19 protein-coding genes and 1 tRNA gene are annotated in these 23404 nt (G+C 37.5%); 4 read left to right on the top strand and 16 right to left on the bottom strand.

Translation table 11 applies throughout. The features are described 5' to 3' along the window. Positions 1 to 52: 52 nt before the first annotated feature. The 9 genes from JSS34_04380 to mraZ all read right to left on the bottom strand — a co-directional run bounded on the left by JSS34_04380 (position 53) and on the right by mraZ (position 8469). A complete protein-coding gene (locus JSS34_04380) occupies positions 53 to 265 on the bottom strand; it encodes a hypothetical protein (GenBank protein ID MBS0185562.1) in 213 nt (70 codons plus the stop codon). A gap of 85 nt (positions 266 to 350) precedes the next feature. Further along, the gene (locus tag JSS34_04375; protein MBS0185561.1) at positions 351 to 566 is read right to left on the bottom strand and encodes an AAA family ATPase; all 216 of its coding nucleotides are present in this window, start codon (positions 564 to 566) and stop codon (positions 351 to 353) included. A 161-nt stretch (positions 567 to 727) separates the two neighbouring features. Then, on the bottom strand, positions 728 to 1822 hold the full coding sequence (locus tag JSS34_04370; GenBank protein ID MBS0185560.1) for a phospho-N-acetylmuramoyl-pentapeptide-transferase: 1095 nt from the start codon (positions 1820 to 1822) through the stop codon (positions 728 to 730). Beyond that, positions 1822 to 3246 (bottom strand): UDP-N-acetylmuramoyl-tripeptide--D-alanyl-D-alanine ligase, encoded by a 1425-nt coding sequence (locus JSS34_04365; GenBank protein MBS0185559.1) that lies wholly within the window; start codon positions 3244 to 3246, stop codon positions 1822 to 1824. Before JSS34_04365 ends, JSS34_04370 begins: the two co-directional genes overlap by 1 nt. Then, complete coding sequence (locus tag JSS34_04360; protein ID MBS0185558.1) at positions 3247 to 4806, bottom strand: UDP-N-acetylmuramoyl-L-alanyl-D-glutamate--2,6-diaminopimelate ligase; 1560 nt, start codon at positions 4804 to 4806, stop codon at positions 3247 to 3249. Next, on the bottom strand, positions 4793 to 6568 hold the full coding sequence (locus tag JSS34_04355) for a penicillin-binding protein 2 (protein ID MBS0185557.1): 1776 nt from the start codon (positions 6566 to 6568) through the stop codon (positions 4793 to 4795). Before JSS34_04355 ends, JSS34_04360 begins: the two co-directional genes overlap by 14 nt. A 3-nt stretch (positions 6569 to 6571) precedes the next feature. Beyond that, a complete protein-coding gene (locus JSS34_04350) occupies positions 6572 to 6955 on the bottom strand; it encodes a hypothetical protein (protein ID MBS0185556.1) in 384 nt (127 codons plus the stop codon). Position 6956: 1 nt separating this feature from the next. Then, the gene (gene rsmH / locus JSS34_04345; GenBank protein ID MBS0185555.1) at positions 6957 to 7997 is read right to left on the bottom strand and encodes a 16S rRNA (cytosine(1402)-N(4))-methyltransferase RsmH; all 1041 of its coding nucleotides are present in this window, start codon (positions 7995 to 7997) and stop codon (positions 6957 to 6959) included. Further along, positions 7990 to 8469 carry a division/cell wall cluster transcriptional repressor MraZ gene (gene mraZ, locus JSS34_04340; protein MBS0185554.1) on the bottom strand — a complete coding sequence of 160 codons (480 nt, stop codon included), beginning with the start codon at positions 8467 to 8469 and terminating at the stop codon, positions 7990 to 7992. Before mraZ ends, rsmH begins: the two co-directional genes overlap by 8 nt. 357 nt (positions 8470 to 8826) lie before the next feature. On the opposite strand from mraZ, the gene JSS34_04335 reads away from it, so the two are divergent. The 3 genes from JSS34_04335 to JSS34_04325 all read left to right on the top strand — a co-directional run bounded on the left by JSS34_04335 (position 8827) and on the right by JSS34_04325 (position 13800). Further along, complete coding sequence (locus tag JSS34_04335) at positions 8827 to 9651, top strand: VacJ family lipoprotein (protein MBS0185553.1); 825 nt, start codon at positions 8827 to 8829, stop codon at positions 9649 to 9651. A 33-nt stretch (positions 9652 to 9684) separates the two neighbouring features. Further along, positions 9685 to 10368: an ABC transporter substrate-binding protein gene (locus tag JSS34_04330; protein MBS0185552.1), complete on the top strand. Its 684-nt coding sequence runs from the start codon at positions 9685 to 9687 to the stop codon at positions 10366 to 10368. A 240-nt stretch (positions 10369 to 10608) separates the two neighbouring features. Continuing rightward, entirely contained in the window at positions 10609 to 13800 is a 3192-nt protein-coding gene (locus JSS34_04325; GenBank protein ID MBS0185551.1) for a hypothetical protein, read from the top strand. A gap of 17 nt (positions 13801 to 13817) precedes the next feature. On the opposite strand, the gene JSS34_04320 is transcribed toward JSS34_04325, so the two are convergent. The 7 genes from JSS34_04320 to JSS34_04290 form a co-directional block, all read right to left on the bottom strand. Then, positions 13818 to 14120, bottom strand: a complete 303-nt coding sequence (locus tag JSS34_04320) for a BolA family transcriptional regulator (GenBank protein MBS0185550.1) — start codon at positions 14118 to 14120, stop codon at positions 13818 to 13820. A gap of 1 nt (position 14121) precedes the next feature. Continuing rightward, on the bottom strand, positions 14122 to 16020 hold the full coding sequence (rpoD, locus tag JSS34_04315; GenBank protein MBS0185549.1) for an RNA polymerase sigma factor RpoD: 1899 nt from the start codon (positions 16018 to 16020) through the stop codon (positions 14122 to 14124). Positions 16021 to 16094: 74 nt separating this feature from the next. Beyond that, positions 16095 to 17939: a DNA primase gene (gene dnaG / locus JSS34_04310; protein ID MBS0185548.1), complete on the bottom strand. Its 1845-nt coding sequence runs from the start codon at positions 17937 to 17939 to the stop codon at positions 16095 to 16097. A 46-nt stretch (positions 17940 to 17985) separates the two neighbouring features. Then, on the bottom strand, positions 17986 to 18441 hold the full coding sequence (locus JSS34_04305) for a GatB/YqeY domain-containing protein (GenBank protein MBS0185547.1): 456 nt from the start codon (positions 18439 to 18441) through the stop codon (positions 17986 to 17988). Positions 18442 to 18750: 309 nt separating this feature from the next. After that, positions 18751 to 20097 carry a hypothetical protein gene (locus tag JSS34_04300; protein MBS0185546.1) on the bottom strand — a complete coding sequence of 449 codons (1347 nt, stop codon included), beginning with the start codon at positions 20095 to 20097 and terminating at the stop codon, positions 18751 to 18753. After that, positions 20021 to 21199: a hypothetical protein gene (locus JSS34_04295; GenBank protein MBS0185545.1), complete on the bottom strand. Its 1179-nt coding sequence runs from the start codon at positions 21197 to 21199 to the stop codon at positions 20021 to 20023. Before JSS34_04295 ends, JSS34_04300 begins: the two co-directional genes overlap by 77 nt. A 437-nt stretch (positions 21200 to 21636) precedes the next feature. Then, a tRNA-Arg gene (locus tag JSS34_04290) sits at positions 21637 to 21713 on the bottom strand. 1049 nt (positions 21714 to 22762) lie between these two features. Between JSS34_04290 and JSS34_04285 the strand changes: the two genes are divergently transcribed. Next, positions 22763 to 23374 carry an FAD-dependent oxidoreductase gene (locus JSS34_04285; protein ID MBS0185544.1) on the top strand — a complete coding sequence of 204 codons (612 nt, stop codon included), beginning with the start codon at positions 22763 to 22765 and terminating at the stop codon, positions 23372 to 23374. The last annotated feature ends 30 nt before the right edge of the window (positions 23375 to 23404 follow it).

The following is a 23404-nucleotide window of genomic DNA, read 5'->3' as shown; positions in this document are numbered from 1 at the left end:
TCGGAGTCTGCCAATGACTCAATCTAATTTTACACCTCTTGACGGGACTCTATCATTCAGAAAGATCAAATTGTTTTGTAATAAATTTTCGAAAATAGTCTTTTTGAATATCATCAAGTCTATCACTTTCTAGAAGATATCTATGAGATGCATAAAGTTTGTAAATAAGATCTTTTATTCCTGTTTCAAGGTCTTCATAGGTTAAACCTTTAATATCTTTAAAGCTGATAAAAATTGTAGGATATTGCCCCAAGTATCCGTTCATTATTTCTTGCTGAGTCCCAATTTTTAATTGAGAGAAAATCTGACGTCTTTTAGAGCGTTCTTCTTCGTCAATACCCCCATCTTTTTTAACAGGGATAGAAAAAAAAATACTGAAGCATCGACATATTTAAGGTTTTTCCCCAGCGGCGTGGACGCGTAATAAGAGTAACTTTATAACCGCCTCCTAAAAGTGCAGATATAAAAGACGTTTTGTCCACAAATAAATCCGTTCCTGTAGCCAGCTCTTTAAATTTGTCTGTTCCAATATTAATTGTATAAGTTTTATTTCTAAGCTCTATCATCGTTTAATCTTTAATATTAAGAAAAAACATACCATAGATTTTCTGAAGTTATCTACGAAATTCTCTTAATGTGTTTCTCTGCTAAACAAGCAATCTCATTTTTCCGAAAAAATCGTTTTCGAACACTTGCCTATAAACATCTTAAAGTTTGGTTTTTCTTATTATCTCAGCTTTAAACTTGCAAGACCAATTAAAGCAAAAATAATTGCAATAATCCAAAAGCGAATTACAATCGTTGTCTCCGCCCATCCTTTTTTCTCAAAATGATGGTGTAAAGGTGCCATTAAAAAAATACGTTTTCCTTTGGTATATTTAAAATATCCCACTTGAAGAATAACAGACGCTGCTTCAAGAACAAAAAGACCTCCAATAATAACAAGAATTAATTCATGTTTTGTAATAACAGCAATAGTCCCGAGAAAAGCCCCAATTGACAAAGAGCCTGTGTCTCCCATAAAAACTTGAGCGGGCGGCGCATTAAACCAAAGAAAGCCAAGACTTCCTCCAACAAGAGCGCCACATAAAACAGAAAGTTCTCCAGCTTTAGGGACAAAGGGAATATGTAAATATGTTGCAAAAATATGGTTCCCCACAAGATAACTAATGAGTCCAAAACAAAGAACAGCAATAATAATTGGACCAATAGCAAGGCCATCAAGTCCATCGGTTAAATTCACCGCATTTGAAGATCCAACAATGCAGATAATTGCAAAAACACTATAAAAAAGGCCAATATGAATCATAAAGTTTTTTGTATAAGGGATGAGCACACTGCTTGAAATTTCTCCTGCGGGCATCATTCTTAAAATGAAAAAAAGAGCTATTCCTGCCATAAAAAGTTGGAGTAAAAATTTAATTCGTGCCGATACGCCTGCACTCGTACGCTTCGTCAATTTAAGATAATCGTCTTGAAACCCAAGCGCTCCAAATCCAGCCGTTATTCCTAAACAAATCCATACATACTCATTCGTTAGATCAGCCCAAAGCAATGTGCTCAAAAGAAGAGAGAGAAGAATCAAAATCCCTCCCATCGTCGGTGTTCCTTTTTTGGTTAAAAGATGGCTTTCAGGACCGTCGAGACGAATGGGTTGCCCTTCCTTCTGTTTTGATTTTAACCAACGGATAATTAAAGGCCCAAGATAAAAGCTAATTAAAAGAGACGTCAGCATGGCTCCGCCAGTCCGAAATGTGATATATCGGAAAAGATTAAAAAAACTCCATTCATGAGAAAGTGGAAAGAGTATGTTATAGAGCATTATTCCCCCTTAAGACCTTTTACAAACTTATCCATTTTCATTCCCAAAGATCCCTTAACCATAATGTTATCTTTTTCTTGAAGAAACGTTTTGACAGCCTTGAAAAGATCCTGAGATTGATCAACGTGTATTTTTTGAGTTTCTTTAGGAAGAGCTTTATGAAGATGTTCCATCATAGGTCCACAGGTATAAACAGCATGAATATGATGTTTTTTAATCTCCTGAGAAAGCTCCTGATGAAATTTTGCGCTTTGTTCTCCCAATTCAAGCATATCTCCTAAAACAGCAACCATCCGCCCTCCTTTCCATTTCGGCAAGAAAGAAAGAGCAGAAAGAGCAGCCCTCATGGAAGTTGGATTTGCATTATAACTTTCATCAAGGAGCACCATTTCTTTTCCATCAAGCAAAACAACTTGGCATTTCCCGCGTCTAATTTCTGGCGTAAAAGTTTTAAGCGTTTGAATGGCTTTTTCTACATTTGCTCCCAGAGCATATGCTGCCAGAAGAGCTCCTAATGTATTAAAAGCAAAATGCTCTCCTATTCCCTCAATGACATAAGTAAAAGGAGATATTTCTCCTTTAAATTGAGCTGTCACTTCCATAAATCCAAATTCTAATAATTTAATATTTAAAAGCCTTAAATCTGAATCTTCCGAACGACCAAATGTCATTTTTTGATACGGAATATCAGAAAATATTTCTTTATAAAGAGGCATGTCATGATTTAAAATGACAATCCCTTCTGAGGGAAGTCCTTTTACAATGTTCAATTTCTCTTGCGCAATTTCTGAAAGAGAAGAAAAAGCTTCAAAATGTGCAGGGGCAAGCATGGTAATTATAGCCACATGAGGCTTTATGAGTTCAGAAAGGGGGGCAATTTCTCCTTTTTGACTCATTCCCACTTCAAAAACACCGTACTTGGCATTCTTTGGAGACCGAATAAGGGAGAGAGGAACACCTAATTTTGTATTTAAACTTTTTGCACTCGCTGCAACACATCCTTGTTCTTCTAAAATATGCGCCAGAGCTTTCTTTGTCGTTGTTTTTCCGACGCTCCCAGTTATCGCTGTAATTTTAATGCTCGGGCTTAATCGTGCTCTTGCATATCGTGCGAGAGACCAAAGAGTCTCAAAGGTATCTTTTACCAAAATGAAAGAAACATCCGAGGGACGATTCAAAGGGGATAAAAAATCCGAAGGCCAATGATCAATTAGGATAATTGACGCACCGCGTCCAATCGCTTCTTTAATATAATGATGTCCATCTGTGGCGCCACCTCGAATTGCAATAAACATATCATCAGGAGAAATTTCACGACTATCGATAGCACACCCATAAGCACTTCTTGAAGGGCCGAAAGCTTCTCCTTGCGTCGCCTTTATAATATCTTCTTGGGTCCAGAGAGGTAATTTTTCTCCTAACATTTATTTCTCCAATTCTTTCAATAGCATAAGAGTTACATTTTTATCATTAAAAGGATAGGTCATGTTTCCAATAATTTGCCCTGTTTCATGCCCTTTTCCGGCTAAAAGCAAAACATCATCTTCTTTAAGATGTTGAAGCGTCCATTTAATAGCCTTCTCTCGATCTTCTATAACAAAAATATTATCTGGAAGCGCTTGTTTATTTTCTGGAAGAAAAGTCAAAATCTCTGAACGAATCTGAGCCGGATTCTCAGAACGCGGATTATCGTCTGTTATAACAATAAAGTCTGCATACGTATAAGCCATCTTGCCCATAAGGGGCCGCTTTTGTGCATCTCGTTCTCCACCACATCCAAAAAGAATCCACAAATGTCCTTTCGTAAATGGCCTCAATGTTTTTAAAACACGCTCATAAGCATCCGGCGTATGCGCGTAATCTACATAAATACGCGCCCTTGTTTTCGTCTCTCCCACTTTCTCGAGACGTCCAGGAGGTGCTTGAAGAAATTCGAGAGCCTCTAAAGCTTTTTGTAGAATTAATGTATCTTCAGGTGTTACATCGAGCGCTCCTAAAACAAGCCCTAATGCGCATAAAGCATTATGAACCTGATAATCTCCGACCAAGGGAAGGGTTAAGGATTTTACAATTCCCCATAAATTAACAGTAATATGCAAACAATCTAATTTTGGTTCATATGCAAGAAGGCGGACATCGTCTCCCTTAGCACCATAAGTGAAAATCCGATGGCAACGGCGTTCTGAAATTTTTGTTAAGATCCCAATTTCTTCTATATCTGCATTTAAAACAGCCCATCCATCTTTTTTTAAAATCTCTGAAAAAAGAAGACACTTTGCTTCAAAATACGCGTCCATCGTTTGATGATAATCAAGATGATCCTGTGAAAAATTTGTAAAAGCCGCTGCTTTAAAATTTAAACCTTTTAAACGATTCTGATGAAGTCCATGGCTTGAAGCCTCAAGAGCCAGACTTTCAATCCCCCGTAGATAAAGTTTTTCAAGTGTTTTATGGAGCGTAATGGCATCCGGACAAGTTAATTTTGATTCTTCAAAGCCAACTTTTGCTCCTTGATTTTCGAGTACCCATAGACCTGTCGTTCCAAGACATGCAGAAGAAACCCCCAGAAAAAACATAATTTGATGCGCAAAGAAAGTAACAGAGGTTTTTCCATTGGTCCCTGTAACAGCCATCAATCGAGAAGGGGCTTTTGAATAAAAAAGGGATGCCATTTCTCCCACATAAAAACTTGGATTCTGCGTTGAAATCCAGAGAGGAAGCAATTTTAAAATTCGCTCTTGAGAGCGAATTGCATCAAATCCCTTCTGGCTTATGAGAGCTCCAGAAGCCCCTTTAAGAAACGCTTCTTCTAAAAACAAAGAACCTGTTGTCTTATGGCCATCTATGCCAATAAAAAAATTCCCTTTTTCAAGAGAACGTGTATCGAGAGCAAGACCTGAGCTGTCGAGTTCTTTGAGACGGTTTATCTCTTCAATTGTGAACTCATCGAGTAGATTTTGAGGAAAAAACTTAATAGACTGCATTTCTAAATCCTTGGGGTTTTTGAGACACTGTCTTTACCTCATTATGACTCCCTGGAAGATAGAAAGCCGATTGGATTTTAGGATCTTTTTCATTAATAGGAACAATACCAAGAAGAGCTGCCATGCGTTTCATCACTTCACCTGCAATGGGTGCAGACGTCCAACCTCCTGTCGAATATCCATAAGTTTCTTTTGTTGCAATGGGCCGATCAATCATCACCATCACCAAAAATTGAGGATCCGTCATGGGAAAAGCCCCTACAAAAGTAGATAAGTTTTGTTCTCGGTTATACCCCTTTCTATTCGCAAGAAGAACTTCCGCCGTACTTGTTTTGCCTCCAACCATCAGACCTGGAACGTTCGCTTTTTTAGCTGTTCCATGGGTCAAAGTAAGACGTAATAATTTTTTCATAGCCATCGACGTTTCTGCAGAAACAACACGAACACCACGCTTCTTTGCCGGATCAACCTTGAAAAGAGTTGGTTCTTTTAAAATCCCCCCATTAATTAATGCCGCAAGAGCTCCGGCAAGAGCAATGGGACTCACACTCACGCCGTATCCATAGGAAATGGTAATTAAGTTAATATCCTTCCAGTCCTGAGGAATCATGGGTTTTCCAACCTCGGGAAGCTCAATTTTGGGAGGTTTTAAAAGGCCCAGTTTTTCAAGAAACATCTTTTGACGTTTGACGCCAACTTCAAGAGCCATTTTTGCACAAGCAATATTTGAAGAATACTGAACCATTTCAATGACAGAAAGAACACGGTTTTTGGGTTTAAAATCTTTAATTCTAAATCGCGCAACTTTTAGGGGCTGTGAAGCATCATATTGACTTTGAAGAGTTGCTGTTTTGTTTTCAAGGGCCATTGCAACAGACAATAATTTAAAAGCGGATCCCATTTCATAAACTCCTAAAGTACTTCTATTAAACAAATTTTCAGAAGGTACCTTTTTAGGAAAATTAGGATCAAAATCAGGGAATGAAACCATCGCTAACACTTCACCCGTTTTGATATCAAGAACAATCCCTGTTCCTCCTTGAGCTTGAAACTGTTCAATACCTTTGGAAATTTCATCATGAAGAATATGTTGAATTCTCAAATCAATAGAAAGTTGTAAAGATTCTTTTGATGTCACAAGAAATTCATTAAATTGATGTTCTACGCCTCCAATGCCTTTATTATCAACGTCCGTAAATCCTATAACATGTGATAACAAAGATCCATGTGGATAAACGCGTTTTTCCTCTCGATAAAAATTTAGTCCTGGAATTCCAAGCCTATGGATTCTTGCTTGATCATATGGAGAAAGATTACGTGCAATCCATATAAATTTTTTATTTGATTTTAATTTCTTTAAGACATCTTGAAATTCCAAATGGGGAAGAAGCTCAACAATTTTTTGAGCTGCTCCTTCAGGATTTTTAATCTGATGAGGAAGAGCATAAAGGGATTCTGTTTTTAAATTGGTGGCAAGTAAAACGCCATTTCTATCTAAAATGTTACTCCGTTTCATAGATAGATTTTTTGTATTGTCCACCACCTTTAATTTTCCTTCGATACTTGGAGACAATCCCATAATTTCGATAAGCCGCAAAGCAATCAATAAAAAAAAGATACAAAAGAAAGCACCTACAATAATTAACCGCTGACGTCCAATTCCCATGGATTGTGTATATTTTTCATTTTGAGCGGTTTTATGAAAATGGGATGACCCCATACCTAACGCTAGATCAAAAAAAGGTTGTTTCGGAAGATACATGTGTTATCTCCCTTTAAGAGATTCTTTTTGAGAAAGCATTTTTTGAGAATCACCTGCTTCTTGAAGAATCCCCTCAGTTTTTAATGTTTCTGTCACATAAGATATAACGGCATCATCCCGAAAAGGGATTTGGCTAAGTGCAAGGTAATGATTTTGATCAAGGGTGATAAGGTTTAAATGTTTTTGAGCAAGCTTTTGGAGTCGCGCGGGATTATTTAAATGTTCCCATTCTGCTTTTAAAATATGAATTGATTGCCGAGAATTATTAATATCCCGCTTTACATGGGAAAGTTCTTGTTCAAGTCCAACAACTTTATACTTAACATTGAATAGTAAAATTCCAATCCCCCCAATGATTAAAATCATAAAGATTAAAAATCTCCGCATTTTAAACCTCTTCCATTTCAGAAAAAGAGGGAGCCATCGTTCTTAAAGCTGCTCTGAGCTTTGCAGATCGTGCCCGGGGGTTTTGAAAAATCTCTGACTCTTGAGGTTTAAGAGCTTTGGGCGTCAAAAGATGCAACGTCGGCTGATGAGACTTATTTGAAAAAAAAGGAGAATGCCGTGAAGATGAATTTTTCGATTTTCCAGACTGTACTTGAAAGAATTCTTTTACAATGCGATCCTCTAACGAATGAAACGTTACAATAACTAAACGACCGCCTGGGCTCAAAACTTTCAAAGCACCTTCAAGTCCTTTCTTCAAAGATCCAATTTCATCATTTACATAAATACGTAAAGCTTGAAAGACACGTGTTGCGGAGTCAATTTTACCGCTTTTTGCACCCATCACGGAATGAATAACGCGAACAAGATCAGAAGTTGTTTGAAGAGGTTTTTGAAGACGTGCCTTAAGGATAGCCCTTGCAATCCGGCGAGATTTTGTTTCATCACCATAGTGATAGAAAATATCTGCCAACATTTCTTCCGTCGCTGTATTCACAACTTCATAAGCACTAAATCCTGTTTTGTCCATTCTCATATCTAACGGACCTTCTTTTTGAAAAGAAAAGCCGCGCTCAGCATTATCAATCTGTGGGGAAGAAACTCCCAAATCAAAAACAACCCCGTGTACATGTAATATATTTTTTTGAAATACGACATTTTCAATCTCAGAAAAATTATTTCTTACAAACTGAAAGCGTCCAGCATATTTTTTTTCAAGTTCTTCTGCAAATTTTTCAACTTCTTTATCACGATCAATTGCAATTACATGCGTCTTTTCTTTTTGTAAAATACGAGAACTATATCCTCCTCCTCCAAACGTTCCATCTACATAAATTTCATTCTCTTTTGGATCTAGAAAAGAAAGAACTTCAGACACCATAACAGGGATATGTTTTTCAGCAGCCTTTTGAGAGATTTTTGAAAAAGGATCTTCGTTACCCTTTTTGTTAGTGTTTACTTTATAGTGTGAGGTCTCAGACATGAGTCCCCTCATTATTTTCTGAAAAGACTTTAAGCTTTAATGTTTCTTTTTGAGCTCGAATACGATCACGTGCTTCTTGTTGGTATTTTTCAAATATTAATGGGTTCCAAACTTGAAATGTCGCTCCACGTCCCACAAAAGCAGCTGATTCAGTAATATTAGCATAATCTAGAAAAGAACGGGGGATAAGAATTCTCCCCTCAGGATCAAAAAGAAGAGAATGGGCATCGGCAAATAATGTTGCTGAAAAATCATCTTGTAAATCTGAAAATAAGTCCAAACTATCTACACTTTCAGAAAGATTCATCATGCGCTCCATCCCACATACTTCAAGTGCAGGATATTTATAAGAACGAAAAACAACGACCCCTTGAAAAACACTTTGAGTAAAAGCAGAACGAAAGGATGCAGGGACCGAAACGCGGCCCTTTCTGTCTATTTTATTTATAAATGTTGACAGAAATAATAACATAAGCCACATAACCCAAAAAAAACGAACTGTGAGGTTTTTTACCCTCATCTTTATGGGATATCATGGGAATTCATGGGTGTCAATGGGAATTCAAGGTAAAAGCGCTCATTTTTAAGCTTTTTCTCCTTTCTCAAAAAAGAGAAATATTGTGTTCAAAGTGTTGCATTTTTTTAAAAATATAAATTTCTGTAATAGAAGTTTCAGATTTCGTTGCTTAAAGTCGCGTTTTCAGTTTAAAGTTTAAACACTTTTAAATATCCTAGAAAAATTGGGAGAAAAGCGCTGTCCTTTGCAATGTTCTGTTTCAAAAGAAAAATATTACCAAGCTGCTTTAAGATAATCTTAGGCGTAGCCTTAGTGTTTATCGGAATGGCCGTCGGCACACGATCATCTAAAGCAGACGTTGCTGCTCCGCATTCAAGTATTTATGCAGGAGCCAAAGAGCTCTCAGACGCTCCTAAGTTTTCTTCTTCTCCAAAAATGATAAGAAATACGATTGAACCTTATGATCCCCTAGAACCTTTTAATCGTGTTGTTTTTGAATTTAATCGCGTCTTAGAAGGTCTCCTTTTTAACCCACTCGTTCATATTTATCGTGGGGTTGTTCCTCCTTTTCTTCAAAAACGCATTCATTGTGTCCTTAATAATCTTGCAACCCCAGTTTATTTTTTAAATGATGTGTTGCAATTTAAATTTGAACGTGCCTGTGAAAGCTTAACCCGTTTTATAATAAACACCACTTTTGGAATTTTAGGAATCTTTGATGTTGCTTCTGAGCTCGACATTCATCCCCATACGGAAGATCTTGGACAAACATTTGCCACCTGGGGAGTGGATCCTGGTCCTTACCTTGTTCTCCCTATCCTTGGCCCCACTGATTTAAGAGGGCTTATTGGAATGGTTGGAGATTTCTTTGCAGATCCCTTCAATTATTATGCTATTCACCATGATCATCGTACACTCATGGATATTCGTTTTGCTGCTACCTATGCTGACGAAAGAAGCCAAGTTCTCACGATGGTTGAAAATCTTGAAGCAACTTCTGTCGATTACTATGCAGCACTGCGAAGCCTTTATTGGCAACACAAACGCGCGAGAGTATTGCATGACAAGGAATTTAATGATAATGATGAAATAAACTCTGCTTTAGATTTTGACCATCCTCAACCAGAAGAGGATTAATAATCACGAAGCTTTCAACTCCGAGGTTTAAATATGCTACGGTTTCTCCTTTCTTCTACTCTTCTTTATTTAACGATTAATGTCCTGTCTGCTCCTTGCTTATTATATGCAAATGCTGATGAAACTTCTCCCCCCTCAGAGAATACAAATACGCAAGCAGAACCAAGTTTAGAAGGAAATTTAGAAGAGGCTAAAGAATTTATTATTAACCTTGGAAAAGAAGCAACATCTCTTCTCACCTCCAAAACAATTTCATCAACAGAAAGAAAGACACGTTTTAAACAGCTCTTCCAAGGGCATTTTGCAACAAAATCCATTGCAAAATTTTGCTTAGGACGCTATTGGCGTATCGCAACTGATGAAGAAAAGCAAAAATATATTGATTTATTTGATGACTCTGTGGCCGATAACTACGCCTCAAAATTCAGTCAATACAATCCTGAAGATCAATTCATTGTCTCAACGGCTCGCTCTTTAGCAGACGGTGGTATAAAAGTAAACTCTAAGCTCCAAACCCCTGATGGTGCTCCAATAAATATTGTTTGGCTTGTATACAAAAAAGAAGGTTCATATAAAATATTTGATGTGCTTTTAGAAGGGGTAAGTATGAGTGTTACACAAAGATCAGAATATGCCTCTATTATCGAAAAGGAGGGCGGAAAAGTTTCTGGTTTAATTTCTGCTCTTCAAAATAAACAACCTCTTAAAAAGCAATAAAATTTACTAAAAAAATCTATTTTTTTCATTTTTTTTGTTACAAGATGAACTTTTTTACGTTCTCATTTTCTTTTCTTTTTTTTCAAATAGCTAAGAAACATTTTTTGGTTTTTCTTTGAAATTTTGAAAAAAGGGATCCATAATTAAAATATGTAGAAGCTTAAATAGGATGAAAACTGTCCTGACCTAAAAGGTGCTTTTTTACAAAAAACATAAGTCAAACATTGAGGTGAATCTATCATGAAGTACCGCATGTCGTCTTTTAACTTATTAACTCCCTCTATTTTTGCAGTGGTGAGTTCCCTGAGCTTTCAGGCAGCCATAGGAATGGAAGGGCAAACTTTCGACCTAGAAGAAAGGCGACACGGACCTGGAACCCTAACAAGGCCGCTCCCCCCTCTTTTTGAAGAAAACAGTGATGGAGATGGAGATTTTGTTGAAGTTGACCGTCAGGTTTTGACAATGTCTGACCCAATGCGTCTTGAAGATGTTCTTATCCTTGCAGACATCAAAAATGCATTGGGGTATTCACCCCAAGAAGATGAATTAGCTCAAAATCCGACTCAGAGACTTGCATATCAAAAATATGTTGAATCTTTAATGATAAAGCTCATGCAATTCGCAGGTTGGAAAAGATCAGACTCCTCTTTTTCTTCTTCTTATTTTTATATTGATGAAAATATCGTTTCTGAAACACTTAAGCGTGAGAAAGAACGTCTTTTAATACTCAATGGCCGTGACGCTCAAAAATTAGAGCTTTATATTGCTCAACTCGAAGCTCTTGCAAATTCTCTGAAAAATGGAAAAAAATCTATTACATCTTCTCAGGAACTTCCACCTCTTTTACCAAAAGATATTGAAAGGAGCACAGGTTGGATGGGAGGAGGAGCTTATCTGACACATTCAACGAATTTAGCTTTTCTCGTTCCACCAAATGCCGTTGAAGATACACTTGAAATTTTTAACCTCTTGCACTCTGCTTTTCAAAAACTTCAAGCAGCATATGCAAAATTGAGTCTCTCTTTTTCTACTAAAATTATAGATCCTATTTTAAAAAGTCGCCTCGTCTCCCTTGATCGCGACACGGCTTTAAACGCTTGGGGAAAGCTCCTTCTTGAAGTGAACAGAGACTATTATGACAAAAATACCTCTGATTCTAGGAGATTTTTATCTCCGACACCGGCACCTTCTGAGGCCCCTTCTAGAGTGTTTTCCAGTGCATCATCTAGGATGGATACAAGCAGATTAGATGAAAAAGCTACGGCAAGGGGTCTTTACCCTGCAGCATCCTTCTTGTCTTCGACTCCTTTTTCACCTCTTCAAGAGGGAGACAATGATGTTTTTAGTGCTTTAGGATCCCTATCTACTTCTTCTCCTATAAATGCAAAGATTAAAAAAGATGACCCTTTTGGGGCTGTAACTTCAGAGAAAGAATTCGACTTGCAGGATTTTTCTATTGGCTCTGATGGGGAATCTGTAGATCTAATTAATTCTACTCATCCCAATCAATTTTTTTCCCTTAATATAAACTCTCCTGGCACAAATGGGCCTACTCCTAAAGGCCCAGAATTCCAAGGAGTTGCGCTTTCAACAGCTCTTCGTACTGATATGACAAAATACACAGAAGATTTTTCAGATCTTGCTTCGCTTTTTAATCTCCATTCTATCGACCCAAATGATAAGAGCGCTGCTGAATTTGTACATGTTTCTTCTAGAGATGCTTCGGCTGCTCCTTCTCCACAAAACACATCTCTTGCAGAATCTCCGGCTCCTTCTGTTCATGGACAAGATGATGCCGCAGCTTCAGGAGCTAGAGTTTTACCTGATAAAGATTATGAAGATCTTACTGAATTTGAGCATGTAGATTCTGTAAATCCAGCTGCTACCTCTTCTTCACAAGAAAGATCTCCTGCCCTCTCTATTATACATGCTATAGCTCCAGCAGATACAGCTTTACCACCTGTAGATGAAAATGACCTTGCTGGATTTCAACAAATTTTCTCTGAAGATGCAGGGGCTGCTCCTTCTGCACAAGAAAGATCTGCTGCAGGGTCTCCGGCCGTCTCTATCCATGGAGCCGATGACACTGTAGCTCCAGCAAATACAGCTTTACCGGCTAAAGATGAAAGTGACCTTGCTGGGTTTCAACAAGTTGCTTCTGAAGATGCAATGGCTGTCTCTTCACGAGAAAGATCAACTGCAGGGTCTCCGGCCTTCTCTATTCATGATGCAAATAACACTGCAACTGCAGCAGTTGCGCCTTTATCTTCTGAAGAGGCTTTAAGAAAAGAAGATGATGCCGCAGCTTCAGGAGTGGCACCTTCCGTTTTACCTGCCGAAGGTTCTGGAAAAGAAGACGATGTTGTTTTTGTAAGCACGACTGATCATGAAGCTGCCAACAGGGACCTTTCTTTAAAACTCGCTGAGGCTCTTGCTGTGTTAGAACAGTTTAAAAAAGAAGCTGATTTAAAAGCAAAAGAAGCTCAAGTACTTGCACAACAGCAACTTGAAACTGAAAGGGCTCAACGTCTCTTAGCCGAACAAGACACAGAAAGAGAAAGACAGCAACGTCTTGCAACAGAAAGTCTTTTAAGGGTTGAAGATCGACTTCAAACGCAGGCTGCTCTTGAGCTCCTTGAATCAGCTGTTGTTCATCCAATTCAAGTGATGCTTGAAGCGTTTCAAGCAGAAAGTATTACACCGATCTTATCCTCCCTTGAAGAGATTAAAAAGAACTTTTCTGAACACCCAGAATATGATGCAACGCCTTTTGAGGCCATTAAAGAAACAATCACACGCATACAAGAAGCTGGTTTAAATACGATTCTCTCACTTATGAGTACCTTTAAATCCACTTTCCCAGAGACTGAAAAACTTCTTTCTGATCCGACAATTGTCCTTGCAAAAGCACATCAATTTGTCGAAAAACTTATGGAAGGATTTGATCGTTCGACGGCCGCTCTCAATTCTGAGCCCGGCCCTATTTCTGAGCCTTCCCAACCACTGACCCAGCACTTTTCTTTTGGTCCTGGGCTTGGATCACAAGCTGGATTAGGGCTATCTTTTGCACTTGTTCCTCAAGAAAGCAGCCTCTTTCCAGCATCTCGCCTTGATGGTTCTACGCCAAGGTTAATAGTTCCTCTTGGAACAACCTCAGGAAGTATATCTGTTTCTGGGCAAAGCATTCGTGGAGGACTTATAGGCGCAAAGAGTTCAACACCTTCTGTTGGAACAACAATAAATGTTTTGTCTGGAAAGGTATCAAATCTTCAACCTTCTATGGGTGCTTGGAAAGCACAAATGAATACCCGTCTTCAAGAAGCTTATAAATCCCTCAACAACATGACAGTTGCACGACACACAGCTGCTCCAATGAGACGAAGAGCAGGAGATACCACGACAGGCAGCTTATTAGTCGATGTTAAAGCTTAAAGACTTATGATCCTTATTCAGAGATTCTGTTCAAATTCCTTGGGGCTAACAAGTTTTAAGGAAAGAGCATGAATCTCTGAAAAAGACGCTTCTCCCAGTATCTCTTTTAATGAATCATAAAGTTGACGATGTCGTTGAATGCGACTTAAGTTCTCAAAGCAATTAGAGACAAGCGTTATCTTAAAGTGAGTTTCAAGCTTTCCGATGCGCCCTTCCACTGCTTTATGACCCTTGTGATGATCAGAATCATTTATAATCTCTAGAAAGAGAGGATTATAAATTTTCTTTATTCCTTCTTTCATACGATCTTGAAGAGACATTCTAATCAATGAAGCTTTTAAGCTTACGTGACCGAATTGGGTGCTTCAATTTCCGAAGGGCTTTGGCTTCAATTTGGCGAATACGCTCGCGTGTTACAGAAAACTGCTGTCCGACTTCTTCGAGGGTATGATCTGTGTTCATTCCAATACCAAAGCGCATTCTTAAGACGCGTTCTTCACGTGGTGTCAATGTTGCAAGAATTCGTGTTGTGGTTTCCCGTAGGTTCAATTGAATGGCAGCGTCCAAAGGCTGAACGGCATTTTCATCCTTAATAAAATCGCCTAAATGACTATCTTCTTCATCTCCAACAGGGGTCTCGAGACTAATCGGTTCCTTCGCAATTTTTAAGACTTTCCGCACTTTATCAAGAGGCATAATGAGTCGTTCTGAAAGCTCTTCAGGCGTTGGCTCTCTTCCAATTTCGTGCATCATTTGACGCGATGTACGAACAAGCTTATTAATAGTTTCAATCATGTGAACTGGAATTCGAATCGTCCGAGCTTGATCTGCAATTGATCTTGTGATCGCTTGACGAATCCACCATGTCGCATACGTTGAAAATTTATACCCTCGACGATATTCAAATTTATCGACGGCTTTCATCAAGCCAATGTTTCCTTCTTGAATTAAGTCTAGAAATTGCAACCCGCGATTTGTATACTTTTTTGCAATTGAAATAACCAAACGTAAATTCGCCTCAATCATTTCTTTTTTAGCTTCAGAAGCGAGACGCCCTCCTTTTTGAACAGCAGAAACAATTCGTTTAAATTCTGACACATCAAGATCAAGCCCAGAAATTACTTTTGCAATATCTGCACGAATCTTTGTAATTTCCTTTCGGCTTGATTCAACAAATTTTGCCCACCCTTTTTGTGTCAGTTGACCCACGCGATCAACCCAGTCTGCTTCAAGTTCATGCCCAAGATATTCTTTAAGAAAAGATTCTCTCTTTACACCAGCAGCTTCTGCAAGACGCAGAAGTTTTCCTTCCTGCTGAAGAAGACGCCCATTCATTTCATAAAGTTCGCTTACCAATTCGTCAATCCGTGCTTGATTGAGATTCAAACTGGCCACGAGATCTGCAAGTTCTTTCTTAAGATTTTTTTCTTTCTTTGAATCTCCTTTTTTTTGGCTTTTTTGAAGTTCTTCTTTAAGAGCAATAACCTTATCTAAACTTTCTAAAATACGTGGACGCAAAGATTCTTCAATTTCAACAAAACTAACGGCTGTTTCGGAAGTTTCCTCTTGTATTTCTTCTTCTGTCTCAGATAAAAATTCTTCATCAGAAACATCTTCTATACCTTCCTTTTCCAAAGCCTTTCCTGACATAATGTCTTCATGGCTCACATCTGCTTCGCCTCCCAAATCTAAAACAACAAGATCACGCAAAAGCATTTTATGATCTATAATATCTTGCCGCCATCTTAGAAGTGCACGCAACGTTAAGGGACTTTCACAAATCCCTGAAATCATCATTTCTTGTCCAGCCTCAATGCGTTTTGCAAGTTCTATCTCACCTTCGCGCGAAAGGAGCTTCACATTTCCCATTTCACGTAAATACATACGAACGGGATCATCTGTTCGACCAGCACTTTCAATAACCGCTTCCGTGCCCTCATCTTCGACGTCAATCGCACGGTCAGCCTCTTCAACATCTTCTTCTGACTCAACAATATTAATTCCCATTTCAGAAATAAGAGTCATTGCATCTTCTATCTGCTCAGAAGAAAGTTTGTCCTGAGGAAGTGTTTCATTTAATTCCTCATAAGTAATATATCCGCGCTCTTTTCCCGTCTTTAAAAGACGTTTTAATTGTAAAGGAGTCTCTTTAGACTCTAGAACAACTTCTTGCTCTTCTTCAGCTTCATCCATCCTGGGTGTCAATTCTTTTGTGGTCATCTTGTTCACTTCCTTTTTCAGAAAAGAGAGGATCCTATCCTCTCCAAAAAATAAATAATACTACCTCTAATTTTTTAGTCCGTTTCTGTTTCTAATCCTTCTCGAATGAATGCTTTTTGAGATTCTTTTTCGATATTGAGCGCTTGGATCTCAGCCCATAAATGAGGAGACATGTTTGTCTCAAATTCTTTTAAGAGTTTTATCTCTTCATGTTTTAGATTTTTTTGTTCTTGCGCAAGAATCCAAACCTCACGCCATCCACGTTTAACCTCCATGATCTGTGCTCCTTCTCTTAGAAAAGAAGCATACAAAAAAAGATTGTCATTTTTTAGCTTCAAAAAAGCATCCATGCAATTCTTTTCTTTGAGATAATTCTCCATATTTGAAAATTCAAGAGGAAGATTTTTCTCATAATACGCTAAAATAACCTCTCTTAATTTTATTAAGTCTGGATCTTCTAAATCGAGAGTTGAAAAGATATCAACGACATCATTTAAAAGAAAAGGATATTTAATTAAACCTGCCACTAAAATCTTATGCTGCCTTTTCTTTATTTCAAAAAAAGACGGTAAATCCCGCTTTTTTCCAAAAGATATATTTTTATAAGAGGCTTCTTTTAATTTCCCTCTTCCCCTAAATATATTCTGAAAGCGGGTCATCATATCATAATAATAAGCCTCTCTCACATCCTTATCTAAAATACCCTCGAGCATCTTCAATAAGTCTTTTTTTAAGAGCGCCTGATGTTCAGGTGTATCATAACGTCTTTCCTGTAACATATATTGCCATAAAAATCCATCTAAACCATCCGCATTTTTTAAAAGCTCCGCCATACTTTCTTTTTGGTTCGATTCCAAAAGACTCGCAGGGTCCTCTCCTTTGGGAAAATGAGCAACTTTTAGAGAAATGCCTGGCTTTAAATGAATAAGAGCCTTCTCGCCAGCTCTAAAGGCAGCTTTTTGACCAGCTAAATCACCATCAAAGCAAAGAATGGGTTCAGAAGAATATCTCCAGATCTCTGAAAGTTGTGTTTCTGTAAGAGCCGTTCCTAAAGGTGCAACTGCTGGAAATCCTTCTTTCCAACATAAAATAACATCTAAATACCCTTCTACCACCATTAAAGGCATTTTTTTTAAAGATTCTCTATTTTGCATAATATTCCAGACCCCATAAAGACTTTTGCCTTTATGAAAAAGAGATGTCTCTGGAGAATTAAGATATTTCGGATGCTCTCCTGTAAGTGTTCGAGCTCCAAAAGCAATGACACGCCCTTTTTTATCTTGAATGGGAAACATAATGCGTCCTCGAAAGCGGTCACGCACTTCTTTTTGCCCTTCCTTAGGGAATTCATTTTTAAGAAAAATAAGACCTGCTTTTTCAAGAACTTCTTCTGAAATCCCCACCTCTTTTAAATATCTTGAAAGACCTTGACCAGAAGAAGGTGCAAATCCAAGCTTAAAGTTTTCTTGTTCAACCCTGGAAACGCCCCGTCCTTCAAGATATTTCCGAGCGTGACGTCCAACATCTCCTTGAAGTTGAACTTGGAACCAAGTCATTGCTTTTTCAAGAGCATGATAAATTTCAAGGTTTTCTTTCTCTATTTTTTCTTCAAGAGGATTGTGTATCTCTTTAGGAAGAATAATTCCCACGCGATTTGCAGCTTCCTCAACGGCCTCTTTAAAATTAAGCCCTTTTGTTTTCATTAAAAAATCAAAAACCGATCCTGTTTCACCACATCCAAAGCAAAAATAAATTCCCTTATCATTTGTAACTGTAAAGGAAGGTGTCTTTTCATGATGAAAAGGACAAAGACCAACGTGGTACTGTCCTTGCCTACGTAAAGAGATCTTTTCTGAAATAAAATCAGATAAAACCACAGTTGAACGTATTTGATCAAGAAGCGTTTGATGATACCGCATGTCAAAATTTTTAAGGCGCCAAGACCTTTATCCTCATAAAAAAGGGTTACTTCAACTTTTCTTTTAAAAGTTCAGCCACCTTCGTAAAATCCATTCGACCAACATAGTTTTCTCGCAACTCTGCCATAATACGTCCCATATCTTTAACAGAATGTGCATTCAAACTTTCAAGAACTTGGGAGAGAATTATTTCTGTCTCTTCTTCAGTTAGAGGTTTAGGAAGGAACTCCTGAATAACCTCAATTTCTTGAATTTCTTTTGTCACAAGATCTGGCCGATTTCCTTGCTCGTAAAGAAGAATACTTTCTTTGCGCTGTTTAACCATCCCTTGGAGCATTTGAAGAATTTCGCCTTCTCCTATGCCCTCATAGTTTCCTTTTTCACGAACAGCAATATCTCGATCTTTTAAAGCCGCCATTATCAATCTCAATGTTGAAACCCGGGCCATATCTTTCTCGCGCATGGCACCTTTAAGAGTTTCAAGTATCCGTTCTCTCATCACGTATTTTCTCCTCTATTTTTTGCTTGTAAAGGGGCAGAGATTTCTTGAAAAATCTCATTTTTTATACTTTAAAGTAAAACTCTCAAAAACTTTTCTTAAAAATAACAGATCCTTTAAAGAAGAGAATTAGTATGATCTAATCTTTCTTAAAATGCAATGTTACATTCTTCTATAGTCAGAAACAATGGTTGAGATATTTTGGGCTTTTTTTATTTTTTAACCAAAAGAAATGAATTCGACTTAAAGACAAATGCCTAACTCCATTAAAATCTTTTGAAGCTCATATTCACCTTTTTTTGATCGTCTCTCTTATAATCCAAGAGATATTCTCAAAAACTCGGTTGCTTTTTTCTCAACTTCCTTCTTTTTGGTTGAAACTCCATCAAAGATAACTTCTGCTTCCGTTTTTATTGCTTCAAACAATTGATGTCCATAAGCATTTTTTTCTTCCCATGGCTTTTCCATAATCGACCTCATTTCTTGTCTTCTTGGCACAAAAAAGGCACTTAAAAAAGAGTCAGGATCTAATGTATTATTAATACCTTCTGTTATAAGACCTTCAATATCACTTTTCAAAACGGACGTAATTTTTTCTAAGTGTTCGATATCACTTAAATACTCCCCGTCCTCTTTAATACAATATCCTAAAGCATGGACGAGACTTTCTTTAAGCATATCCTGCTTTGCTTTATCAACTTGTCGTTGAATAAGCCACCACGTTTTTGCTAAGAGAGAGTTCTTGGTAACCGGGGTCCCATTCTCCAAAGTAAGATCAATTTTATGCCCCCATAAAATGCCATTATCTTCCAGCTGTCTTAATTTTTCCAATACACGAAAAGCATTATCAACGTCATTCATGCCATTATTACGCTTAAAAAAATCCTTCTTTTTTGCTTGAAGATGCTCTAAAAAGAGAGAAAATTCATGAAAGCATAAGTCTTCATCAATTGCTTGCTCCCTTAAAAAGTTATAGAAGATATCAAGTGACGTCCTTAATTGTGTGAGACGCACTAAATTTCTAGCCTCTTCCAGATCTTCTCCTAAGAGACTTACTTCACTTAAAAGGAATGTGGTGGTTAGAAGAGAAAGTGAACTTAGCCTTGCCAAAGGAAAGTGTGAAAGAGGAAAACGCAAAGGGTCCTGAGAGGCAATAAAAGATTGAATATTTCCTTTTATGAAATCTCCTCTCAGAAAACCATCTATAAGTAATCCTCTTCTCAATTGGTATCTTATTCCGAAACGGTCATCTTGAGAAATTCTTCTTCCCTCTTCCTCATCCCAACGTGCCATACTACTGGCTAAATCTCTTGAGAATTCATATTCTTGAAAATCATCTTCTATCATCTCAAAAGAAAGTCTCAAAAAATCTCGCGTGCTTGCAAGAACTTCATTCCTCTTTTCTGGATCCTCTTTATAGAGCCTTTCTGTGAGCTTTTGCACCTCTTTAAAAAGTGCTTGCCCATAGCGACGTTTTTCTCTTGGCGTCTGTTCCATAACAGCAATAATTTCTTCTTGCTTAGGGGCAAAAAAAGCGCTTAAAAAAGTCGCAGGCTCTGGAGCAAGATCAAAATCATCTATTTTAATACCCTGGATATATCCTTGCAAAACACTTGTAATTCTCTGGGATTTTCCAACATTGCACACGGTGTCCATCATCTTCGATGCATTGTCCTAAGGCCTTTACAAGGCTTTCCTTCAAGACACCCTGCTGATTTATATTAAATTTTTGATTTATCAGCCACCATGTTTTTGCCAACAGGGATTTCATGGTTACAGGTGTCCCATCATCTAAATTTATGTATATTTGAGCATCATCTCTTAATATACTATCATGATCTCCTGGATGATCAGACCTTCCCAATGTAAAAAAAGCGTTATCAACTTCATTCATACCATTTCTTCTTGCAAAAGAAACATACCGAGTTCCTCCCTTGAGATGTTCTAAGTAGAGATAAAATTCCCGAATGCACAAGTCTTCATCAATCTCGTGTCCTCTCAAAAGAGTGTATATAGTTTCAATGGACTCCTTGGTTCTTTGAATACGTGCTGCCTTCATCACATTTTCTAAATTTCTGGCTTCTTCTTGAGAGAGGACTTGATGTACCCCATCCCTATCTCCATGATCTTCTTCTCCCCCAAACCTAATTCTTATAATATCAGGTCTTGGATCTCGTATGTGTCTATAAGATCTTATAATATCCAGGTAAGATTCGATATTGCCTCTTGTGAAATTCCCACTTCTTTGGATTTGACTAAGTTGCTGGCGGCTAAGACAAAGTTTTTCTAATTCTTTTAAAGGATTAAGAGGACACAAAGGGTCCGGTGACGGTGGCCGAAAAGAAAATGGAGTAGGTCTCTGTCTCCCTAAATCATGAAGAAATGCAGAGGGAAACGACTGTTGAGAAAATAAACTTTCGGAGGCATTTGCATGAAAGAGAGAATTGTTTATGGATGCCCCTAAATTACCCAGTAATGTAGCCCCCTGATCTCTTTCGAAGAAAAAAGATGCCCCTTGAAAAGTTCTGGAAGCCTCTGGGAGACGAGAAGCAGAATCATCCTCAAAAGTTCGGTGTATGCGTGTGAATGTGTATCCAGTGGCAGCGACTCCTTGACTCAAAAATTCTCTTGTATCTTCACTCCCTTCCTGATTTTCCATCGCATCAATTCCAAGAGGAAATATACATGCAAAAAAACCGACAAGGGTTAAAAGGCTTTTTGCAAAATCTTTATATTTTTCTTTTCGAAAGGCTTTTTGCAAAATCTTTATATTTTTCTTTTCGAGAAGAATTTTTATGAGATAAAATTGAGGAAAAATTAAAAGGGCTTTTACGACGCATATTCATTCCTTTACAATCAGCTTTTTAAATATTTTTAAATAATGTTTTATACCCTAATAAAATAGGTATTAATTTAGCCAATTTCAACAAAATAAAAATTTGACCATATCTTTAAAACTTTCGTAGTATTTTTAATTTTTAAGATCTGAAATGAATAACGTCTACGCCTGGCATCCTTGAAAAATCTACTTTATTTGATGCTAAGACTGAATATCCATATACAAGAGCTGTTGCCCCTATCATAATATCAGGGACTTCCAATGTTATTCCTTCCTTCCAAAGAAAATAAATTAAGTTTGAATAAAGTCAGGCCTCTCTATTATGCAAAATAGAAAAAAAGAGAAAGTTTTAAAAAATCTGGTGCGCCCGGCGAGACTCGAACCCACGACCTCAGGATTAGGAATCCTGCGCTCTATCCAACTGAGCTACGGGCGCATAAATAAAAATGGAGCATAATCTTTAAAGGAAAGAATTTCAATACCTTGATTTTAAGCATAAGCATCTGAAAATGGATCGTTCTAGATTATAACTCTTTTATCGATTTTCTTGAAATAAGCATTCAAAATGCTTGAATTATCATCAGATAGAAAATAGGCATCTTTTACAAAATTTTAAAACTTTTTTGTAAAGTTAAAGGGTTAACTAGAGGAAAATTTCGTATAGGGTTAATGTCAACTCTCTGTTGTTAAGTTAAAAAATCTTTAAGCCATTAACTCATAATTTATCTTTTCATCTAATATTTTATAAGGTATCCTTTTAAAATTAAAAGAAATAATTTAAACTATAAACAAAAATGGAGCCTAAAAACGAACTTCAAGAAAACTTCTCTTTTATTTGCAGTGATAACAACTATTCTAACACCAAGCTTTTCTGATGCTACGAACATGCATGGCTGTAAAAAATTACTGACGCGTTTCAATAGCAAATATGATTCAGCTGTTGCCTTAGAGAAAAAATTTCATTCTGGGCAATTGAGTCAAGGGACACACACAAGGAGGACATACGCCAGCAGATTATAAAGAGAGTCCCAATATGAAAAAATACAAGGCTATGTTAAAAGAATTAAATACATTAATTCCAGAGTTACGCGAATGTGAGGAGAAAGTACCAGGATTCAAAATTACTCCTCCTTTAAACCACGACCAATTAAACACTCTTGAAGCCCAATATGCTCGATAATAAAGATTAAATGATAAAAATACACTAGAGGCATCCAAAGCCTATAAGTAATTTTTTAAGTTACTTATAGGCTTTCTAACACCTTGAAAATTTCTCAATCATCAAGTTATATTTTGATTAAAAGAAGGTTTCCTCAATTTTTTTCTCGTTGCTTCTCTAAATGAGCTCAAAAAACCTTGCCAATAAATATAAATTAAGCGATACTTACCCATAGAATAAAAACAAAAAAGCATTTTTCGGAACAAACTCCTTCTTATAAAAAAACTCCGTAAATGTACTGTAAGCATTCCTTAGAAAGAAAAATCATGGCTTTTAAAAAGCTCAAACTCTTGTATTTAGCAGCCTTTTTGGCACTTACGCCTCTTTTGGCTGCCCCAGCCCTTGAGGTCCGTAAAATTACGCCTCCAAAATTAGATTCTCTTCATTTGGGTACACGGATAACTTGTCACAGGCCTATGAGACATGGTGCTCCTAATATGAGTGTTACGAAACAAGGTGAACAAATCATTGCCCATAACTACGGCCATGGCGGAAGTGGCTGGACACTTGGCCCTGGATCTGCTCAACACGTCAATGACCTCCTCCTAACTTCTGAATATGCCCATGAAGTGACGAAAGAAACACCGATTGCCATTATTGGAGCAGGAGCTTTAGGATTATTTAGTGCTTACGATCTTCATCAAAGAGGGTTTCGAAATATCACAATTGTTGCAGATAAATTTGAAGGTCTTACCTCCCATAATGCGGGAGGACTTTTGGCTCCTGTCTCTATGGATAATCAGCCTGAAATACAAGGTAACATCGATAAGATTGGAATTGATGCTTATAAATTTTATGAATCAATTGCTCAAAAAAAGCATCCCCATTTTAAAGAAGGTGCTGTTGTTGTTCCCACTTATACTATTTCCATAAATTAAAATAACAAGTATGATGTTCTGCAAATGGAA

Source organism: Pseudomonadota bacterium (assembly GCA_018242545.1).
GTDB lineage: Bacteria > Pseudomonadota > Alphaproteobacteria > 16-39-46 > 16-39-46 > 16-39-46.
The sequence above is the reverse complement of the archived record's forward strand: the minus strand, read 5'-3'. Positions and strand labels throughout refer to the sequence as shown.